The sequence below is a fragment of the Acinetobacter halotolerans genome (genome assembly GCF_004208515.1).
In the GTDB taxonomy this organism is placed as follows: Bacteria; Pseudomonadota; Gammaproteobacteria; order Pseudomonadales; family Moraxellaceae; genus Acinetobacter; species Acinetobacter halotolerans.
In genome coordinates this window covers 44445-61340 of sequence record NZ_SGIM01000011.1, presented here as the reverse complement: position 1 = coordinate 61340, position 16896 = coordinate 44445, and the positions used below count along the sequence as shown (strand labels likewise).

Below are 16896 nucleotides of genomic sequence, written 5' to 3'. Positions count from 1 at the left end.
ATTAAAATTTAAATAAAAAAAACATAACCACAACCGTCATCACGATTGTGGTTATAAAACTTTCCTGCGCTTAAATACTTAACAAGCTATTTAAAGTTTCTGAAACATTCTTCGATTTTACCTTTGGTTGCAAAGCGATTAACGCCTGTTGTACCTGACTGCGCTGTGGTTCAATCAAGGTATACCAACGGGAAAGTACTTGTAATAAACGAGAACCCAAAATTGGATTTTTCTCATCTAAATAAGCTGCCAACTGTACAAAATGAGCAACACCAAAACTCCATGTATTAACTGGATTATTGGCCAAACCACCGCTGACTGAACGAATACGATTTGGAGTCATTAAATCATAATCTGCATGTTGAGTGAGATATTCAATCGTTTTCGCTGTCGCACAAGGATTGGATGCTTGAATCGTGAACCATTGATCTAAAGATAAGGCTTCATCTTTAAATCGATTATAGAAATCGTCCAATGCTGCTTGTGCTTGTGGCGCATCATTCCATACCAGTACGCGTAAAGCACCTAAACGTTCTGACATATTCCGCGTGTTTTTATATTGTGCGTCCGCCAACTCAAATACCGAAGCATCACCCTGACGTGCCAACATACTTAACATGATATTTTTCAATGCGCGAACCCCCATTGCCAAAGAAAATTCTTTTTGCATATCTGGGTCTAAAGCTAAATAAGTATCTTTCCAGAAAGAACCCAGTTCTCGTGCTAAACGATTCAATACCGCTTCACGTTTCTCACGGACGAGTTCAGGTTCGTAATCTTGATCAATACGACTACCTAAATAGTTTTCACTTGGCACATCAAACAAACGTGATGCGAGCAATGGATCTTTGTTTACCAATTCAGGCAAGGTGTTTTTAATCGCCTGAATATAAGTATCCACCTGATGATCTTCTAACAGAATACGCTCTAACAAGGTTTGAGTCGCTTGCCATTGGTTAAAACCATTGGTTTCGTGTTGAATCAAAAATGCAAGATCATCATTTGAATAATCAAACACCAAATTGACTGGCGCAGAGAAATTACGCAACAACGATGCAACAGGTTGTTCAGTCACCCCAGTAAATTCGATCGTTGCTTCATCTTGATCAAACAAATACACACCATCTTTGACATCATTTACAAACAGATCAGCACTATGCAGAGTGTATTGTTCGCCTGTATGGGCATTGAACAAAGCCAAAGCCACAGGAATTGGCACTGCTTTTAAGTTCGGATATTTAGGATGTGCTTTAAGGCTTTGTTTTAAGCTCAAACGATAGGTCTGTGTCGCAGCATCATATTCACCTTTGGCATCTAACTTTGGTGTCCCCGGTTGATTATACCAAGTAAGAAAGTTAAATAAATCAACACCAGAGCCCGCACTTAATGCAGCAACCCAATCCTCAACCGTGACGGCTTGACCATCATGACGGCGGAAGTATTCGTCTGTACCTTGACGGTATTTTTCTTTACCTAATAAGGTCGCCATCATGCGGTTGATTTCCGCACCTTTTTCATAGACCGTAGCGGTATAGAAATTATTAATTTCTACAAAATGATCTGGACGTGGCGGATGTGACAATGGTCCTGCATCTTCGGGGAATTGGTGAGATTTTAATACCGCTACATCATCAATCCTTTGTACCGCTGCTGATTGTAAATCTTCAGAGAAGGATTGGTCACGGAACACCGTTAAGCCTTCTTTTAGGCACAACTGGAACCAGTCACGACAGGTAATACGGTTGCCTGTCCAGTTATGGAAATATTCATGCGCAATCACAGATTGTACGCGCATGATCGCGGCATCCGTGGTGAATTCTTCGTCAGCAAGTACGCATGAAGTATTAAAGATATTTAAACCTTTATTCTCCATGGCACCCATGTTGAACTGACTCACCGCCACAATCATATAATTGTCGAGATCATAAGGACGACCGTAATGTTCTTCATCCCAACGCATCGAATGCTTTAATGCTTCCATCGCAATGTGACATTTAGGGATATCTTTTTCGATCGCGTAAATTTCTAAAGCAACATCACGACCTTCTGAAGTGGTGTAACGATCTTTTAAGACCGCTAAATCACCAATCACACATGCAAATAAGTAACTTGGTTTCTTGGTTGGATCTTGCCAAATCGCATAGTGCCGACCTTCTCCCGCCTCACCTGTTTCAAGCAAGTTACCATTGGCAAGTAGTACAGGATATTTTTTATCGGCTTCCACACGAGTGGTAAATTCAGCCAAAATGTCTGGACGATCTGGATAAAAGGTGATTTTACGGAATCCTTCAGGTTCATTCTGCGTAACGAATAAATCACCCGCTTTATAAAGCCCTTCAAGCTGGGTATTCGACTCAGGATGAATGATCACTTGCGTTTGAAGAATGACCTCATCTGGTGCATCAGCGATCACTAATTGTTCATCATCTAAATGATATTGATCAGCACTGAGTAATTGTCCATTTAGTTGAATCGACTTTAGCTCTAAATCTCGACCCAATAGTACCATTGCACCTGCTGCTTGACGCTTCATCACTAGTGTTGAATCGACAATGGTCTGATCACTATAAACTTGAATATCTAAATGAATTGATTCAACCAAGAATGATGGCTTTTGATAGTCTTTTAAATAAATGGTTTGATCCGTTTGAACAGGAGGTTGAGCCGCGATATTCATCAGTATTCCTTATCTTTCATAATTTCATGTACATGGTCTTGTTGACAAGACTTCTTGAAGCGTCTTTTACTAGCATAAATTATGCCGTTTGGTCTAAAAATATCGCATTCAAAACAATTGTGGTTGCGATTATCTCAGATATCTGCACAAATCATACGCCAACAAATAAAAGCTGTCTGTAAGACCTGACATGCGTTTAAAATTTTTATTGGGTTGAGACCAAGCATTTTCAAATAGAATTTGAAGCATCAGCCTATCGTTTAGACAAAATTACAACATCATTTTCTATTATTAAATAAAAATGACAAAATCCATGATCTTTGCCTGCTCAGCTTACATTCTTTGCTTAAGTTATACATTTTGTGCACGGTTATTGCTTATGTATTTATGCCAATCTAGGTAAATAAAATAACAAGCGAGGGCTATAACGATGGAATTAAAAGCACATTTGTATCGTCTAGAAAACATTAAAGCAATCCATGATCTTGCAACCGCAGGTGTTGATCATCATGTGATCTCTGTTTTTTTGTCCGCAGAAGGAATTGAACTCACCACCTTAGAAGTAACCAATATTGTAAATACCTATGACGCTCTTGGGAAAGAAAAAGTGCCGAGTAAAAAAGTACAAGCACTCATCGCTGCCAAGAAAATCAGTCAGGAGGATGAAAACTTACCATGCCCTGTTTAACATTTCCGTTCTCACTCAATAAAAAAACCTCAAATCAACGTCTGATTTGAGGTTTTTTTTCAAGAATAACTTATGGATTTGCGCTGTTGGTCCGAATCCAAACCACAGTGCGTCCTAAAGCGGACACGCCCATGTAACCACGCATACGGAGACGCTTACCTTCACCTGAAACCACGCCTTTGCCTTTGTATACACGGCCACTGGTTGCTTCCAATACAAGACCATCAACATATGCATTTGGATCATTTGGATCTTGTCTAAATCCTGACAAAATTTCTAAACCAACAAGGGGCTTATTCGTGTGAGGCGCTGGACATTTGGTACAATTACTCAACGAGATCCCATGCGCATTTGGATAACGATACACAATCTTGCCATTAAATTGCCCATTATCACCTTTTCGAATTTCGATAATTGAAAGCTGTTGACCCGTTCTCTCTTCGATGCTTTTCCAATAACCCTCGATAGCGGCAGCGAAAGTCGTTGTACTTGCGAACGCAATACAAAGCCCCATGAAGACATGCTTATACATATTAACCCCATTAAAAAGTAACCTATTTATATTTATAGATTTAATGATTAAAAAAATAGCATATTTAAAGAGAGCTTACACTGTACGCCCCAGTACTTGACTATATAAATTTTCTAACAATCAAATACGTACAGTGTAATTTTAAAATTATAATTTAAGGGTTAGCACTGTCAGTGCGAATCCAAACCTGTGTGCGCCCAAGTGCTGAAATCCCCATATATCCACGCATACGCATACGCTTGCCATCCGCGCTCAATTGCGCTTTGCCCTTGTAAATATTACCTGTTTTAGGTTCAAGTATTCGGCCATCAATATATTGATCTGGATTTTGTGGGTCTTGTTTCAAGCCCCAAGCGATTTGTAACCCCAATATGGGTTTGTTTTTAAAAGGCTCAGGACATTTAACACAGTTCGTTAGAACGGTGCCACCACCAGGGACTGGATAGCGATAGGCAATTGTGCCCGTGTAAGTTCCATCCGTTTTCTTTTTGACTTCAATGATCGAAAGTAGCTCACCACTACGATCATCAATACTTTTCCAAAAACCTTCTGGCGTTGCAGCATGACCCATTGTAGTCAAGACGGCCAAAGAGATTCCCATGATTCCATTCATGAGTAATTTTTTTTGCATACATTGCTCCATTATGCGACACAGATCCATCTGTTCTATATTTTCATGCCAATGCTCAGCAGCAGTCAACCGAATATAAGGATATTTAACTGATTAAATTCAATAAAAACACCAACCTATTCACATATTTATAATCAAAGCATCATGAGTTTACATTAAACTTTTTGATCCGAACCATCATCAATCCGCACTTACACAGCGATATAATCTTTGCATCACTTCTGCTGTCAGCAATGTATAATCTGTTTTTTACAAATTGCAAGTTGAGTATCAATGGAGTTACAGATTCTACAAAAACAGTTAGATGAAAGTAGCCATTGCCCTTTGTGCCAAGCATCTATGTTTTGGATAGAGGCAGAACAATATACCCAAGACTTTCAATTTCATGAGTGTAGTCATTGCCAACATCGGGTATTTAGCAGTGATAGTAAATTAAATTGTCACTGTGCTCAGTGCACCACCCAACGTAAAAAACAAACGCAACAAACCCTGCTACAAGAACAGCGTAAATACAAAATAAAAGATGACGTTGTTTATGGTCTCAATCAGCTTAGTTTTTTACATAAGTTATTCTTATTGAGCCTATTGGATAATTATGCCCGTGAAGACGTTCAACATGACGAACTGATTCACTGGAAGCAGATTAAATATCATCACTTTACGCCTAACTACTTATTTCAGCATCAGATTGTTCAGGAATTACTTAAGCTGGGTGTGTTAAGACCACAAGATTCAGATATAGAGACAGAGCACTTTTATTTAAATCTTCGTTTAGATGGTTATTCAGATCCTAGCCTGTTTAGCGTAGCTCAACAATTACGCTATTGGTTTTATGAAAACCTGAGTTCTGGTATCCCTTTTAAAAGCACGGAAGAGGTGAAAGATACACTCTATATGGTGCTATATCAGGAGATCATTCAGTTCACGCAGTTCTACTGCAGAACTTGGGGAATTCAGATTGCAGGCAACCGTCCTTTCCAAACCTTCTGTTTTCGTTTGATGGAAGGTTTAGCTGTAGGACAGATTTATTATCTGATTCAAACTGCGCTCGAATACCTACATAAACAAAAAGTGTTACAAGCTCGTAATGATAAATTTATTAATACCAATTTATTAAAAAAAACCCTAGAGCAATATCGCGAACGTGCTTTAACCGAACGCTGGGAAACCTCAACCTTACCAAGACCTCATAACATTCCATTGAGTAAAATGAGTGAAATTTTATTATTTAAATTCTTGGGTTATGATGAAAGTGTCTTTTTTCAGCCTGTTTGGAAGTCTTGGCGAAAAATAGAACCTCGTTTAAATTTCTATTCAGTAAAACGTTGCATGTATTGTGGTTCAAATGATCTGATTGTGGACTATGATGCCGAAGATTATGTTTCCCTCATCTGTCGTCAGTGTAAACATCAAGATCATTATTTTACACGTTAAAAAATCTAGGATTTAGTATGTCACAAAAACAACAACTGATTGATCAAGTGATCCAAGCTTGGCACGCCTTACAACAACAATCACCATTGGTTCAATGTATTACCAATAGCGTAGCCAACAATTATGTGGCAAATGTGCTGTTGGCTGCGGGCGCATCACCAGCCATGATTGACAATCCCTTTGAGGCTGAAAGTTTTACCCAAATCAGTTCAGCGTTAAATATTAATGTCGGCACACCTACCACAGAACAAACCCAAGCAATGCTGATTTCAGCTAAAACAGCCCAGCAACATCAAGTGCCATGGGTGCTTGATCCTGTCGGTTATGGTGAGATTTTAAAATGGCGTAGCGAAACCGTGGATCAACTTCTCCAGTTTCAACCGACTATCATTCGCGGTAATGCCTCAGAAATGAGTGCACTCGCAGGTAATTTAACCCAATCAAAAGGTGTAGACAGCACGCTCAATAGTCAAGATGTGTATGCTCAAGCACAAAGTTTGCTCCAACATACTGAGTGTATCGCGATCTCAGGTGAATCTGACTATATTATTTCTAAGGAACTCGGCATAGTGATTCAGGTGAATGGTGGCTGCCATTTACAGCCGAAGATTACCGCAACTGGCTGTGCTTTAGGTGCCTTAACAGCGGCTTACGGTGCTGTAAGTTCACCAACCATTGCAGCTCTTGCCTCACATATTCATTTCTCCATTGCTGGTCGGCTGGCCTATGATCAAGCACAAAATGTGGGGAGTTTTAATGTGATGTTTTTGGATTATGTTCATATGTTAGATGAAAACTTAATACGCCAATATCATAGTATCCAATGTCTTGAATCCGTCTAATACGCGTAGACATTTACAGATTGATCTCACTCGAATAGAGGAATTCTATATATGATGATTCATCTGATTATTCAATATTAATATTTTTGAATTATGAAACCATTTCTCACTCGAGTTGAACTTCTCAATACCATTCCAGATGACTTTCCGTTTTTACATCTTTATCCAATAGAATTTAAGAAAAATATCACCGTGATCACGGGTGAAAATGGAAGTGGAAAATCAACGATTTTGGAGGCTTTAGCGTTAAAATTTGGTTGTGCAGCTGAAGGTGGGAGTATCAACTTTAATTATAAAACTGAAGATACACATTTTGATTATAGCCCCCACCTGCGTATCCATAAATCTGCACGCAGGATCAAAGATATCTTTTTCTATCGATCAGAAACGTACTATAACTTTCTCACGGAAATGCGCCAGCTCGATGCAGCAGCCAGTTTTAGTCCGCCTATACGAAATGCTTATGGTGGTAAAGATTTACACATGATGTCCCATGGTGAAGCAATGAAAGCGCTGATTGATCATCGTTTTCGAGCAGAGGGTTTATATATCTTAGATGAACCCGAAGCCGCTCTTTCGATTAGTAATCAAATCAATTTTATTGAAAAAGTGATCCAACTAAGTCAAGCAGGTGCGCAATTTATCATTGCAACACATTCACCAATCATCATGCTAATGCCAAATATTCAACTGCTGCAACTCACTGAGAATAGCTTTAGAGAGGTCAATTTCAGTGATACGCATATTGCTTATATGTATAAAGAAATTCTGAACTCAAACGGCGAGTTTATTAAGCAGATCATTGATATTGATTGATTTTATATTTAAAAAACATTCGTTCTTCAAGGCTTGTTGCTGCTACAAGTGGAAGCGATCATCGCTGTTGCATAATGAAACCTAGAATCTTCAAAACTAAGCTGTTGACTTGAAATAATGTTCTCTTGGCATATCAATGACTTCAACGCAAAGCTGAATCGGATATCCAATCTCAGCTTTCATATAGCTTTTTTGTTCAAGAATCGCCAACAGCGTATCACCTAGAGTTTTCTTCTGTTGTTCAGTTCGACCACTTAGCAAATAGAGTTTCAAATGGATATAAGCTTCTTGAGTTTCACCCAAACCAATCAAGAAAACCTCATCTTTGAAAATACGAGACTTGATATCATTTGCACTAAATAATGCCGTCTCATACAAAGCAGCATTGACTTGTTTAAGTAATTTTTGCTGATCTAAATTTGTTAAATTTGCTGAATAATTTGCAATGATATGTGGCATTTTTCGATCCTACTCTACAAACAACAACGCCAAACGCACTTGATCATACGCCATTCTAGGACTCGTTGCTTCCACGATTGGGCGTAGTTTGATAGAACCATCATCGGTAAAATGCTCTGGGTTTTTTCTCTTGTGCAAACGTTTATAAATCTTACGTACTTCTTCGATCACCTCTTCCCCTGGGCTCGCCACAGAAATATCTAAGCTCTGCTCTTTATGTAATCGCGCCAAATGATTGATAATCGTGGCAGGTGTTAAACCACGTTCATGTGCAATATCTTCAATCTCATAGCCTTCTTCAAATAAAGCACGTGTTTCATCTAAAGTTGCTGCGGCATAACTCTGTTTACTGCCTTTTGAAAGTTTCTTTTCATTGCGATTGATTTCGGTCGCGTTTAATGTACCGCCGCAATGCCGAATAAATGCATTGTGCTGAGTAGTCAGATCCTCATTTGCAAAGTTTGTTTCTGCTTCATCAGACAATTCCTGAAAACGGCGGTCTGCTTTGATTGCCAAACTATCCAGTGCTAAAGCCTGCTCATTAAAACCCAATAACCGAAGACCAGTGAGCGATTTTAATCGAGATAATGCAACATAGCCCTGACCTTTTTCAAAGGTATTGGTGAGGTTAATTTCTGCCGCCTCTAGGGTCATCCCCTGACTTTTATGAATGGTAATCGCCCAAGCTAAACGCAAAGGGATTTGCTGAAAACTGGCAATGGCTTTACCCGCCTCATTTTCAATCGACCAAGTTTCAGGTTCAACCAACAAAGTCGTGCCATCGGTGAGTTTAACTTTAGGCAACAAGCCCTGTTTATCATCATCTTCAAAACCAATCACTTCACCTAAACTGCCATTGATATATCCCATATCAAAGTTGTTTTTTACAAACATGACTTTGGCGTGTTTTTTTAAGGTTAGTTCTTCAGGCGCACGTACAGAAGATTTTAAGGTTTCAATCAGTTTTTCATTACCATCAATAACTGCATTGAATTGGTGACTTTCGTTCTCGATACCATTTAAATGTTGATAGTTGATATTATCAACATCCATATTGTGCGTATATAAACGGGTAAAAGTGTCGCCAATATCCTGCTGGCGTGATTGTTGTAAAGCCGTAATATGATCTGGCTGAATATTTTGTGCACGAATGGCATTCAAAATCTGATTCAGAATTTCATCATCCTGACGATGTTGTTCGGTTAAATAGCATACTCGAAACTTTGCCTCTACCCACGCATCAGACATAAAGCAAAATTTATCTCGATTTGCTTCACCATTACGTCCGACAGGAGGCAACTGAAAGAAGTCACCCGCTACAATCACTTGTATGCCGCCAAAGGCTTCATCACTTTCTTTAAAGAATTTTAGAACTTGATTGACTAAATTAAGTTGTTTGGCATGCAACATTGAAATTTCATCAATAATCAGCACTTGGGCATTTTCTAAATGTTCTTTTAGATATTTTCGTTCTTTCATTCGTTTGAGGTCATCATCACTCAAACGATCTTTAATACCAATTCCAGCCCAAGTATGAATGGTCATACCGTTCATATGTGTTGCAGCAATACCCGTTGAAGCAGTGATCGCAACAGGGACTTTACGTGCTTTCAAATAATGAATGTATTGATTCAATGTATAGGTTTTACCTGCACCCGCCGAACCAGTTAAAAATACATTTTCACCTGCTTTTAAAAGTTTCAGTGCAGTCTCTTGTTTCATAATTACCTACCTTCTCGCAGCACATAGCTTAACGAGTTTCAATAAAAAGTGAAACGGCGAAGCCAAATTTTATAAAAAACATCACTCAATCCATGCAGATAAATCGGGAGTATTACTTGGTAGGTCTTTGGTAGGTAGTAAATATTTAATGCAATCACAATACTGGGTTCATGGTGCAACGCATCATCTATAACAAACAATGGACTTATGGAAGAAGGATTCACTCCATGGCTTTTAAAAATATTGCAGATCAAACAAACGGTTTTTATATTCCTTGCGTATCACTCTTTGGACCAGGTTGCGCCAAAGAAATTGGAAGCAAAGCACGAGATTTAGATGCCAAAAAAGCGTTAATTGTAACCGATGAAGGTTTATTCAAATTTGGTGTCGCAGATACTATTGCACAGTATCTCACCGAGGCTGGTATAGAAAGCCACATTTTTGCTGGCGCAGAACCGAACCCAACAGATATCAATGTTCATAATGGCGTAGCGGCCTATGTAAACAACCAATGTGATTTTATTGTGTCATTGGGTGGCGGTTCATCGCATGACTGTGCAAAAGGGGTTGGTTTGGTCACCGCAGGTGGCGGACATATCCGCGATTACGAAGGTATCGACAAAAGCAAAGTACCGATGACCCCTTTAATTGCAATCAATACAACTGCTGGAACAGCATCAGAAATGACACGGTTCTGCATCATCACCAACACAGACACCCACGTGAAGATGGCGATTGTCGACTGGCGTTGTACACCGCTGATTGCCATTGATGACCCTAAACTTATGGTGGCAAAACCTGCGGGTTTAACGGCAGCAACGGGAATGGATGCTTTGACCCATGCAATCGAAGCCTATGTATCGACAGCAGCCAATCCGATTACCGATGCCTGTGCAGAGAAAGCCATCAGTATGATTAGCCAATGGCTACAACCTGCCGTTGCAAACGGCGAAAATATTGAAGCACGTGATGCGATGAGCTATGCCCAATACCTTGCAGGTATGGCATTTAACAACGCATCCTTAGGTTATGTACACGCTATGGCACACCAGTTAGGTGGTTTCTATAACCTACCGCATGGCGTCTGTAATGCAATTTTATTACCACATGTAAGCCAATTTAATCTGATTGCCTGCCAAGATCGTTATGCCAAGATTGCAGAATTAATGGGTGTTAATATTCAAGGTTTAACCGTTGCTGAAGCAGCATACGCCGCAATTGATGCCATTCAGGAGCTTTCAAGTTCTATTGGTATCCCCTCTGGTTTAACTGAACTTGGCGTTAAACCTGAAGATCTACCGATCATGGCTGAAAATGCGCAAAAAGATGCCTGCATGTTAACGAATCCGCGTAAAGCGACCCATGCTCAAGTCGTGGAAATCTTTAAAGCAGCGCTATAACCCCAACCAAACTCGAGTCACAAAACCACGTTATGGTAAGTCAAACCTCTCCGACCATTGGCTTACTTTTTGGGGGAGTGTACTTCCTAGCATCCCCCTTTTTTTATTCACGTTTAGCTTCAACAAAACAAAATCGATTGACAATTCGCCAAATTCATTAAAGGATACTCAGCATGTCTTAATACAAAGTCTCAATAAAAATGAATACAACCCAGCTTTCTTCAAACCTTTACACTCCTGATCTTTTAGGAGATGGCTATGAACAACAAGTCCTGAATTATCCTGATGATTATGAAGGCCAAGTCGTCGCCACACTGATCCGTAAAAAATCAAAACAACCAACCACCAAAGCAGTGCTCTACATTCACGGATTCTTAGATTATTTCTTTCAGACGGAAATGGCAGCACAGTTTAATGCACAGGGTTATGACTTTTATGCATTAGATCTAAGAAAATACGGGCGTTCTAAATTAGCGCATCAAATTTTTTATAATGTATTAGATCTGCATGAATATGATGCTGAGATTAGCCAAGCCTTAGATATTATTTCCCAAGAAAAACACGACAAAGTTTTACTCGCTGGACATTCAACTGGTGGCTTAACCGCTACACTTTATGCTGCACACCACCCGAACCATCCTTTGATTAAAGGTCTATGGGCAAATAGCCCTTTTTATGATTTTAATTTAAGTCTGGTAGAAAGAAAATTTGGTATCCCGATGCTCAGTCGTATCGGAAAAAAACTACCCAAAGTAAAATTTCCAAGCCAACTCAATCGTTGGTATACCACAAGCTTGCACAAAGATCTCAAGGGTGAGTGGGATTTCAATTTAGAATGGAAACCGACCAGCGCACCAACAGTTCAACTCAGTTTTGTACATGCAATTCATACGGCACAAAAAGAGATTCATCGTGGCGTAAAACTAAATATTCCAGCATTAATTATGCACTCGCATCAAACCAAGAACCCAAAAAAATGGGGCGTTGATGCAACTCAAAGTGATGTCATTTTAGATGTTAAACACATTAAAAAATACGCGAAGAAAATGAAAGGAGATATCTCTATTGTCTCAATTCACAATGGCTTGCATGATTTAGTCCTTTCCGCTCTACCCGTGCGTAAACAAGTTTATCAAGAACTCTTTCAATGGCTAGAGCAGAAAATCAACTAACTTCTTTTTAGTTGTTCATCATATTTAGCAAGTAATTGGTGTGCAGGATGTTCAATGGGTAATAACTCCATTAAACGTTCTACCGCATCAATTGCTTCTGGAAAATGTGCTAAATGTTTAAGCAACAAATCTGTTTCTTGCGTCTTAAAAATTGCATCACTCAACCGAGATTCGAGACAATCTCGCCAAGCAGATAAAAATGGACTTTCTGTTTTCGCTAGAAACACTCCACTATACAATTGTAACGCTGAACTGAGATATCCAGCATCTAAGGCTTGTTCCACTTGCAAAAAGTCAGCCTCAATATGAACCAGCAAACGATATGGCCGTGAGCCTAACAAACCACCTAAAACATCTCTTAGTTGCGACATTTCTGCCTTCAACGTTCCCATACTCACCTTACGTTCGCCATAAAGCGCCTGATATAAATGTTCAAGCGTTAGCCCATGAGGACATAGGGCCAAAATCGCCAAGATTTCAATTTGGCGAGGCGTTAATAACAGACTTTTACCATTGAATTTGACTTGTGGTGTTGCAAATGCACGGATATATAAATGCTGACGTTGTTGCTCAAGTAAAGCGGACTGGATAATGGATGCACAGCGTTCAGCCGCTAAAATCCCAAACGTATTATGATTCTTCCACGTGGTAGATAAATCAACCACACCTAGTGTTTGTTTTGAATATGGGTCAATAATGGGTGCGGCATAACATACCCAATCATGCAACGATTCCATATAGTGCTCATTGGAAAAAACACAGCTCGATTGCTGTGTTTTGAGTGACAGTGCCAAAGCATTGGTACCAACTAATTCTTCACGCCATTGTCCACCCTTCACAAAATGAACCTGTTCAGCAGCACTTTGCATTTGAGGGCTGGGTGCTGTCCAAATAATAGTACTACCGATATCTCCCACAGCGATCACCATAGAAGATTGTTCCGCAATATGACGCAAATCATCAGCACATCGTTGTAATGCTAAGTCTAAAGTATTCTGTGAAGTAGATTTTTTTTCGAGTAATGGTGCTGCCATACGTTCTTTAGGAATATCAGCCGATATAGAGCGTTCCCATGAACTGGCTATACTTTGACCGAGTTTGGCTGCGTTTTGAGGAGAGAGACTATTTTGCGCGCGCAGTTGATCAGTCAATGCCCTTTGCTGCACTAAATCCTTTTTTGTGAACATTTGTAAGTTCCTTATATATCCACATTGGTATTCCAACCTTTCTCCAACCTTCTTATTTATATACTAAATACACAGAGTACGAAAGTACCTACTGACAGGGTTCTTGTTAGTCTTTAGTCCTAAAATGCAAAGGAATACATATATGCGTTATATCGATCCGAACCAATCTGGTTCAAAAATTCAATTCAAATCTCAATATGAAAATTTTATTGGCGGTCAATGGGTTGCACCTGTAAAAGGTCAATATTTTGACAATATTTCTCCTGTTAATGGTCAAGCTTTTACCCGCATACCTCGCTCATCGGCGGAGGATGTAGAATTGGCCTTAGATGCAGCTCATAAAGCCAAAATCGAATGGAACAAATCATCTCCAACCACACGCTCTAACCTACTTCTTAAAATAGCAGATCGTTTAGAAGCTCACTTAGAAATGCTTGCTGTTGCAGAAACTTGGGACAATGGCAAACCTGTTCGCGAAACACTTGCCGCTGACATTCCATTAGCCATAGACCATTTCCGCTATTTCGCTGGCTGTATCCGTGCCCAAGAAGGCGGCATTTCTGAAATCGATGAAGATACCATCGCCTATCATTTCCATGAACCACTCGGTGTTGTTGGACAAATTATTCCTTGGAATTTCCCAATCTTAATGGCAGCTTGGAAACTTGCGCCTGCTTTAGCTGCGGGTAACTGCGTGGTGCTCAAGCCTGCTGAACAAACTCCAGTGGGTATTTTGTTGGTGGCTGAACTTATTCAAGATATTTTACCTGCAGGTGTGCTCAATATCGTCAATGGTTATGGTGCTGAAGTAGGTCGTCCACTGGCAACCAGTCCTCGTATCGCCAAAATTGCATTTACAGGTTCGACCCAAGTCGGTCAGTTGGTGATGCAATATGCAACTGAAAATATCATCCCAGTAACTTTAGAGCTTGGAGGTAAATCACCGAACCTGTTCTTTGAAGACGTAATGGATAAAGACGATGACTTTTTAGAGAAAACGCTTGAAGGTTTTGCTATGTTTGCCTTAAACCAAGGTGAAGTCTGTACATGTCCATCTCGAGCACTGGTACAAGAAAGTATCGCAGATCAGTTCCTCGAAAAAGCCATTGAGCGAGTCAAACGTATTAAAACAGGTCATCCGCTTGATACAGAAACCATGATTGGTGCTCAAGCCTCACAGGAACAACAAGAGAAAATCTTACGCTGTATCGATACTGGGCGACAAGAAGGTGCCGAGATTTTAGTGGGTGGCGGTGATCGAAAAGAAGTGGGCAATGGTTTTTATATCGAACCGACCATATTTAAAGGTCATAACAGCATGCAGATTTTCCAAGAAGAAATTTTTGGCCCTGTTCTCTCCGTGACCACCTTTAAAGATTTCGATGATGCCATCAAAATTGCGAATGACACCATGTATGGTTTAGGTGCTGGTGTATGGTCACGCTCAGCACACACTTCTTATCGTGCTGGACGTGCGATAGAGTCAGGCCGTGTTTGGACCAATTGTTATCATATTTATCCTGCACATGCCGCTTTCGGTGGATATAAAAAATCAGGTATAGGCCGAGAAAATCATCGCATGATGCTAGATCATTATCAACAAACCAAAAATCTATTGGTGAGTTATTCAACTAAGCCAATGGGCTTCTTCTAATATGTTGCACTAAAATGGAACATATCAAATTAGGATAATGATCCATTCTGATTTCTCTTAGACAAAAAGCAAGCAGTGTAACCTGCTTGCTTTTCCATTTTTATGGCTATTTCATTTTTAGACATGTAATTCCCGAGTATTTTTACCATTTGGAATAAAAATAAGGCAGAAAATTAAAACCAAACACATTTCGGCATTGCTTTTGCATTGATTCATTCAAACCAACTCATTGGAGTTTTGCATGAGCCAATCAGAATCTACCGCTATAACACCCCCATCCTCAGAGGTCGCATCCACCGAATATTTTGCCCAAAGGCAGCTTAAACAAGGTTCTGTTGGCTGGTTACTTTTGATCGGTCTGGGCGTTGCGTATGTAATCTCAGGAGACTTCGCTGGATGGAATTATGGAATTGCCCAAGGTGGATGGGGCGGCATGTTTGTCGCTACGATATTGGTCGCGATCATGTACCTTTGCTTATGTCTGTCTATGTCAGAAATGGCAACCATGCTTCCTACGGCAGGAGGAGGATATAGTTTTGCGCGTGTCGCTTTTGGTTCTTTGGGTGGTTATTTAACGGGCACGGCGATTTTAATCGAATACGCAATCGCACCAGCAGCCATTGCTGTTTTTATTGGTAGTTATTGTGAATCCTTATTTGGCATGAATGGATGGCAAGTTTATCTCGCCTGTTATTTGCTTTTTATGGCGATTCATTTAAAAGGTGCAGGTGAAGCACTCAAACTCATGTTTGCGATTACTCTGATCGCGGTCATGGCGCTATTGGTTTTTATCATTGCGATGCTGCCCCATTTTCAATTGCAAAATTTATTTGATATCGCCGCAGGTACACAAACGGGTGCAAGCTTATTTCTTCCACATGGTTATATGGGGATTTGGGCTGCCGTGCCTTTTGCGATTTGGTTTTTTCTCGCTGTTGAAGGTGTACCACTCGCAGCAGAAGAAGCTAAAGATCCTGCAAAATCACTACCTCGTGGCTTGATTGGATCAATGTTGATTTTGACTTGTTTTGCCTTGCTGGTACTTTTCCTAAGTGCGGGTGCAGTGGGTGCAAGTACCATGCAAAATGCGGCTGCACCACTAGTAGAAGGTTTGGCTATTGTCTATGGGCAAAACAGCTGGGTTACCAGTTTTGTCAATTTCGTCGGCTTAGCAGGTTTGATTGCCAGTTTCTTTTCAATTATCTATGCCTATTCGCGTCAAATGTTTGCGCTGTCTCGTGCAGGCTATTTACCAAGGGTCTTATCACTCACCAATAAGAATAAAGCCCCCTATCTGGCAATCATTGTGCCGGGCATTATCGGTTTTCTACTTTCACTTAGCAAAGAAGGCGACATGCTGATTCTAATTGCTGTGTTTGGCGCAACGATTTCGTATGTGTTGATGATGGCGGCACATCTCAAATTACGTTTAAGCAAAGCAAATTTGCATCGCCCTTATAAGACGCCTGGTGGTATTCTGACTTCGAGTATTGCATTGGTTTTTGCATTGCTTGCGGTACTGGCAGGCTTTTTAGTCAATCCTAAAGTTTGGCTGATTGCGGCTGCTATTTATGCCTTATTTATTGCATACTTCATGCTATATAGCCGACATCACTTGGTCTCAGGAACACCTGAAGAAGAGTTTGCCAAGGTGCAAAGCTCACAACAAGAATTAAAATAAT

Annotated in this window: 14 protein-coding genes; 8 read left to right on the top strand and 6 right to left on the bottom strand. The window is 40.1% G+C overall.

What is annotated here, in order from left to right; translation table 11 throughout:
* Positions 1 to 70: 70 nt before the first annotated feature.
* Complete coding sequence (gene pepN, locus EXE30_RS12745) at positions 71 to 2677, bottom strand: aminopeptidase N (protein ID WP_130162718.1); 2607 nt, start codon at positions 2675 to 2677, stop codon at positions 71 to 73.
* A gap of 430 nt (positions 2678 to 3107) precedes the next feature.
* On the opposite strand from pepN, the gene EXE30_RS12740 reads away from it, so the two are divergent.
* Entirely contained in the window at positions 3108 to 3365 is a 258-nt protein-coding gene (locus EXE30_RS12740; RefSeq protein WP_004671629.1) for a hypothetical protein, read from the top strand.
* Between the two features lie 70 nt (positions 3366 to 3435).
* On the opposite strand, the gene EXE30_RS12735 is transcribed toward EXE30_RS12740, so the two are convergent.
* Together EXE30_RS12735 and EXE30_RS12730 are read right to left on the bottom strand one after the other, a co-directional pair.
* Positions 3436 to 3897: a DUF2147 domain-containing protein gene (locus tag EXE30_RS12735; protein ID WP_130162717.1), complete on the bottom strand. Its 462-nt coding sequence runs from the start codon at positions 3895 to 3897 to the stop codon at positions 3436 to 3438.
* 154 nt (positions 3898 to 4051) lie between these two features.
* A complete protein-coding gene (locus tag EXE30_RS12730; protein ID WP_130162716.1) occupies positions 4052 to 4528 on the bottom strand; it encodes a DUF2147 domain-containing protein in 477 nt (158 codons plus the stop codon).
* 273 nt (positions 4529 to 4801) lie between these two features.
* On the opposite strand from EXE30_RS12730, the gene EXE30_RS12725 reads away from it, so the two are divergent.
* The 3 genes from EXE30_RS12725 (at position 4802) to EXE30_RS12715 (ending at position 7620) form a co-directional block, all read left to right on the top strand.
* Positions 4802 to 5962 carry a hypothetical protein gene (locus EXE30_RS12725; protein WP_130162715.1) on the top strand — a complete coding sequence of 387 codons (1161 nt, stop codon included), beginning with the start codon at positions 4802 to 4804 and terminating at the stop codon, positions 5960 to 5962.
* A 17-nt stretch (positions 5963 to 5979) separates the two neighbouring features.
* Positions 5980 to 6804, top strand: a complete 825-nt coding sequence (gene thiM / locus EXE30_RS12720; protein WP_130162714.1) for a hydroxyethylthiazole kinase — start codon at positions 5980 to 5982, stop codon at positions 6802 to 6804.
* A 93-nt stretch (positions 6805 to 6897) separates the two neighbouring features.
* Entirely contained in the window at positions 6898 to 7620 is a 723-nt protein-coding gene (locus EXE30_RS12715) for an AAA family ATPase (protein ID WP_004671636.1), read from the top strand.
* Positions 7621 to 7716: 96 nt separating this feature from the next.
* Here EXE30_RS12715 and EXE30_RS12710 read toward each other — a convergent pair whose 3' ends face one another.
* Positions 7717 to 8079, bottom strand: coding sequence for a 5-carboxymethyl-2-hydroxymuconate Delta-isomerase (locus EXE30_RS12710; protein ID WP_130162713.1), 363 nt, complete (start codon positions 8077 to 8079; stop codon positions 7717 to 7719).
* A 9-nt stretch (positions 8080 to 8088) separates the two neighbouring features.
* Entirely contained in the window at positions 8089 to 9801 is a 1713-nt protein-coding gene (locus EXE30_RS12705; protein ID WP_130162712.1) for an AAA family ATPase, read from the bottom strand.
* Positions 9802 to 10028: 227 nt separating this feature from the next.
* Here EXE30_RS12705 and mdh point away from each other — a divergent pair, with 227 nt between their 5' ends.
* Both mdh and EXE30_RS12695 read left to right on the top strand, forming a co-directional pair.
* Positions 10029 to 11201, top strand: coding sequence for an iron-dependent methanol dehydrogenase (mdh, locus tag EXE30_RS12700; protein ID WP_121929941.1), 1173 nt, complete (start codon positions 10029 to 10031; stop codon positions 11199 to 11201).
* Positions 11202 to 11401: 200 nt separating this feature from the next.
* Positions 11402 to 12373 carry an alpha/beta hydrolase gene (locus EXE30_RS12695; protein ID WP_130162711.1) on the top strand — a complete coding sequence of 324 codons (972 nt, stop codon included), beginning with the start codon at positions 11402 to 11404 and terminating at the stop codon, positions 12371 to 12373.
* Here EXE30_RS12695 and EXE30_RS12690 read toward each other — a convergent pair.
* A complete protein-coding gene (locus EXE30_RS12690) occupies positions 12370 to 13560 on the bottom strand; it encodes a helix-turn-helix domain-containing protein (RefSeq protein WP_130162710.1) in 1191 nt (396 codons plus the stop codon). The two genes, EXE30_RS12695 and EXE30_RS12690, sit on opposite strands and share 4 nt — an antisense overlap.
* Before the next feature lie 142 nt (positions 13561 to 13702).
* Here EXE30_RS12690 and exaC point away from each other — a divergent pair, with 142 nt between their 5' ends.
* Positions 13703 to 15214 carry an acetaldehyde dehydrogenase ExaC gene (exaC, locus tag EXE30_RS12685; protein WP_121929944.1) on the top strand — a complete coding sequence of 504 codons (1512 nt, stop codon included), beginning with the start codon at positions 13703 to 13705 and terminating at the stop codon, positions 15212 to 15214.
* A 241-nt stretch (positions 15215 to 15455) separates the two neighbouring features.
* Positions 15456 to 16895 carry an ethanolamine permease gene (gene eat, locus EXE30_RS12680; RefSeq protein ID WP_130162709.1) on the top strand — a complete coding sequence of 480 codons (1440 nt, stop codon included), beginning with the start codon at positions 15456 to 15458 and terminating at the stop codon, positions 16893 to 16895.
* The last annotated feature ends 1 nt before the right edge of the window (position 16896 follow it).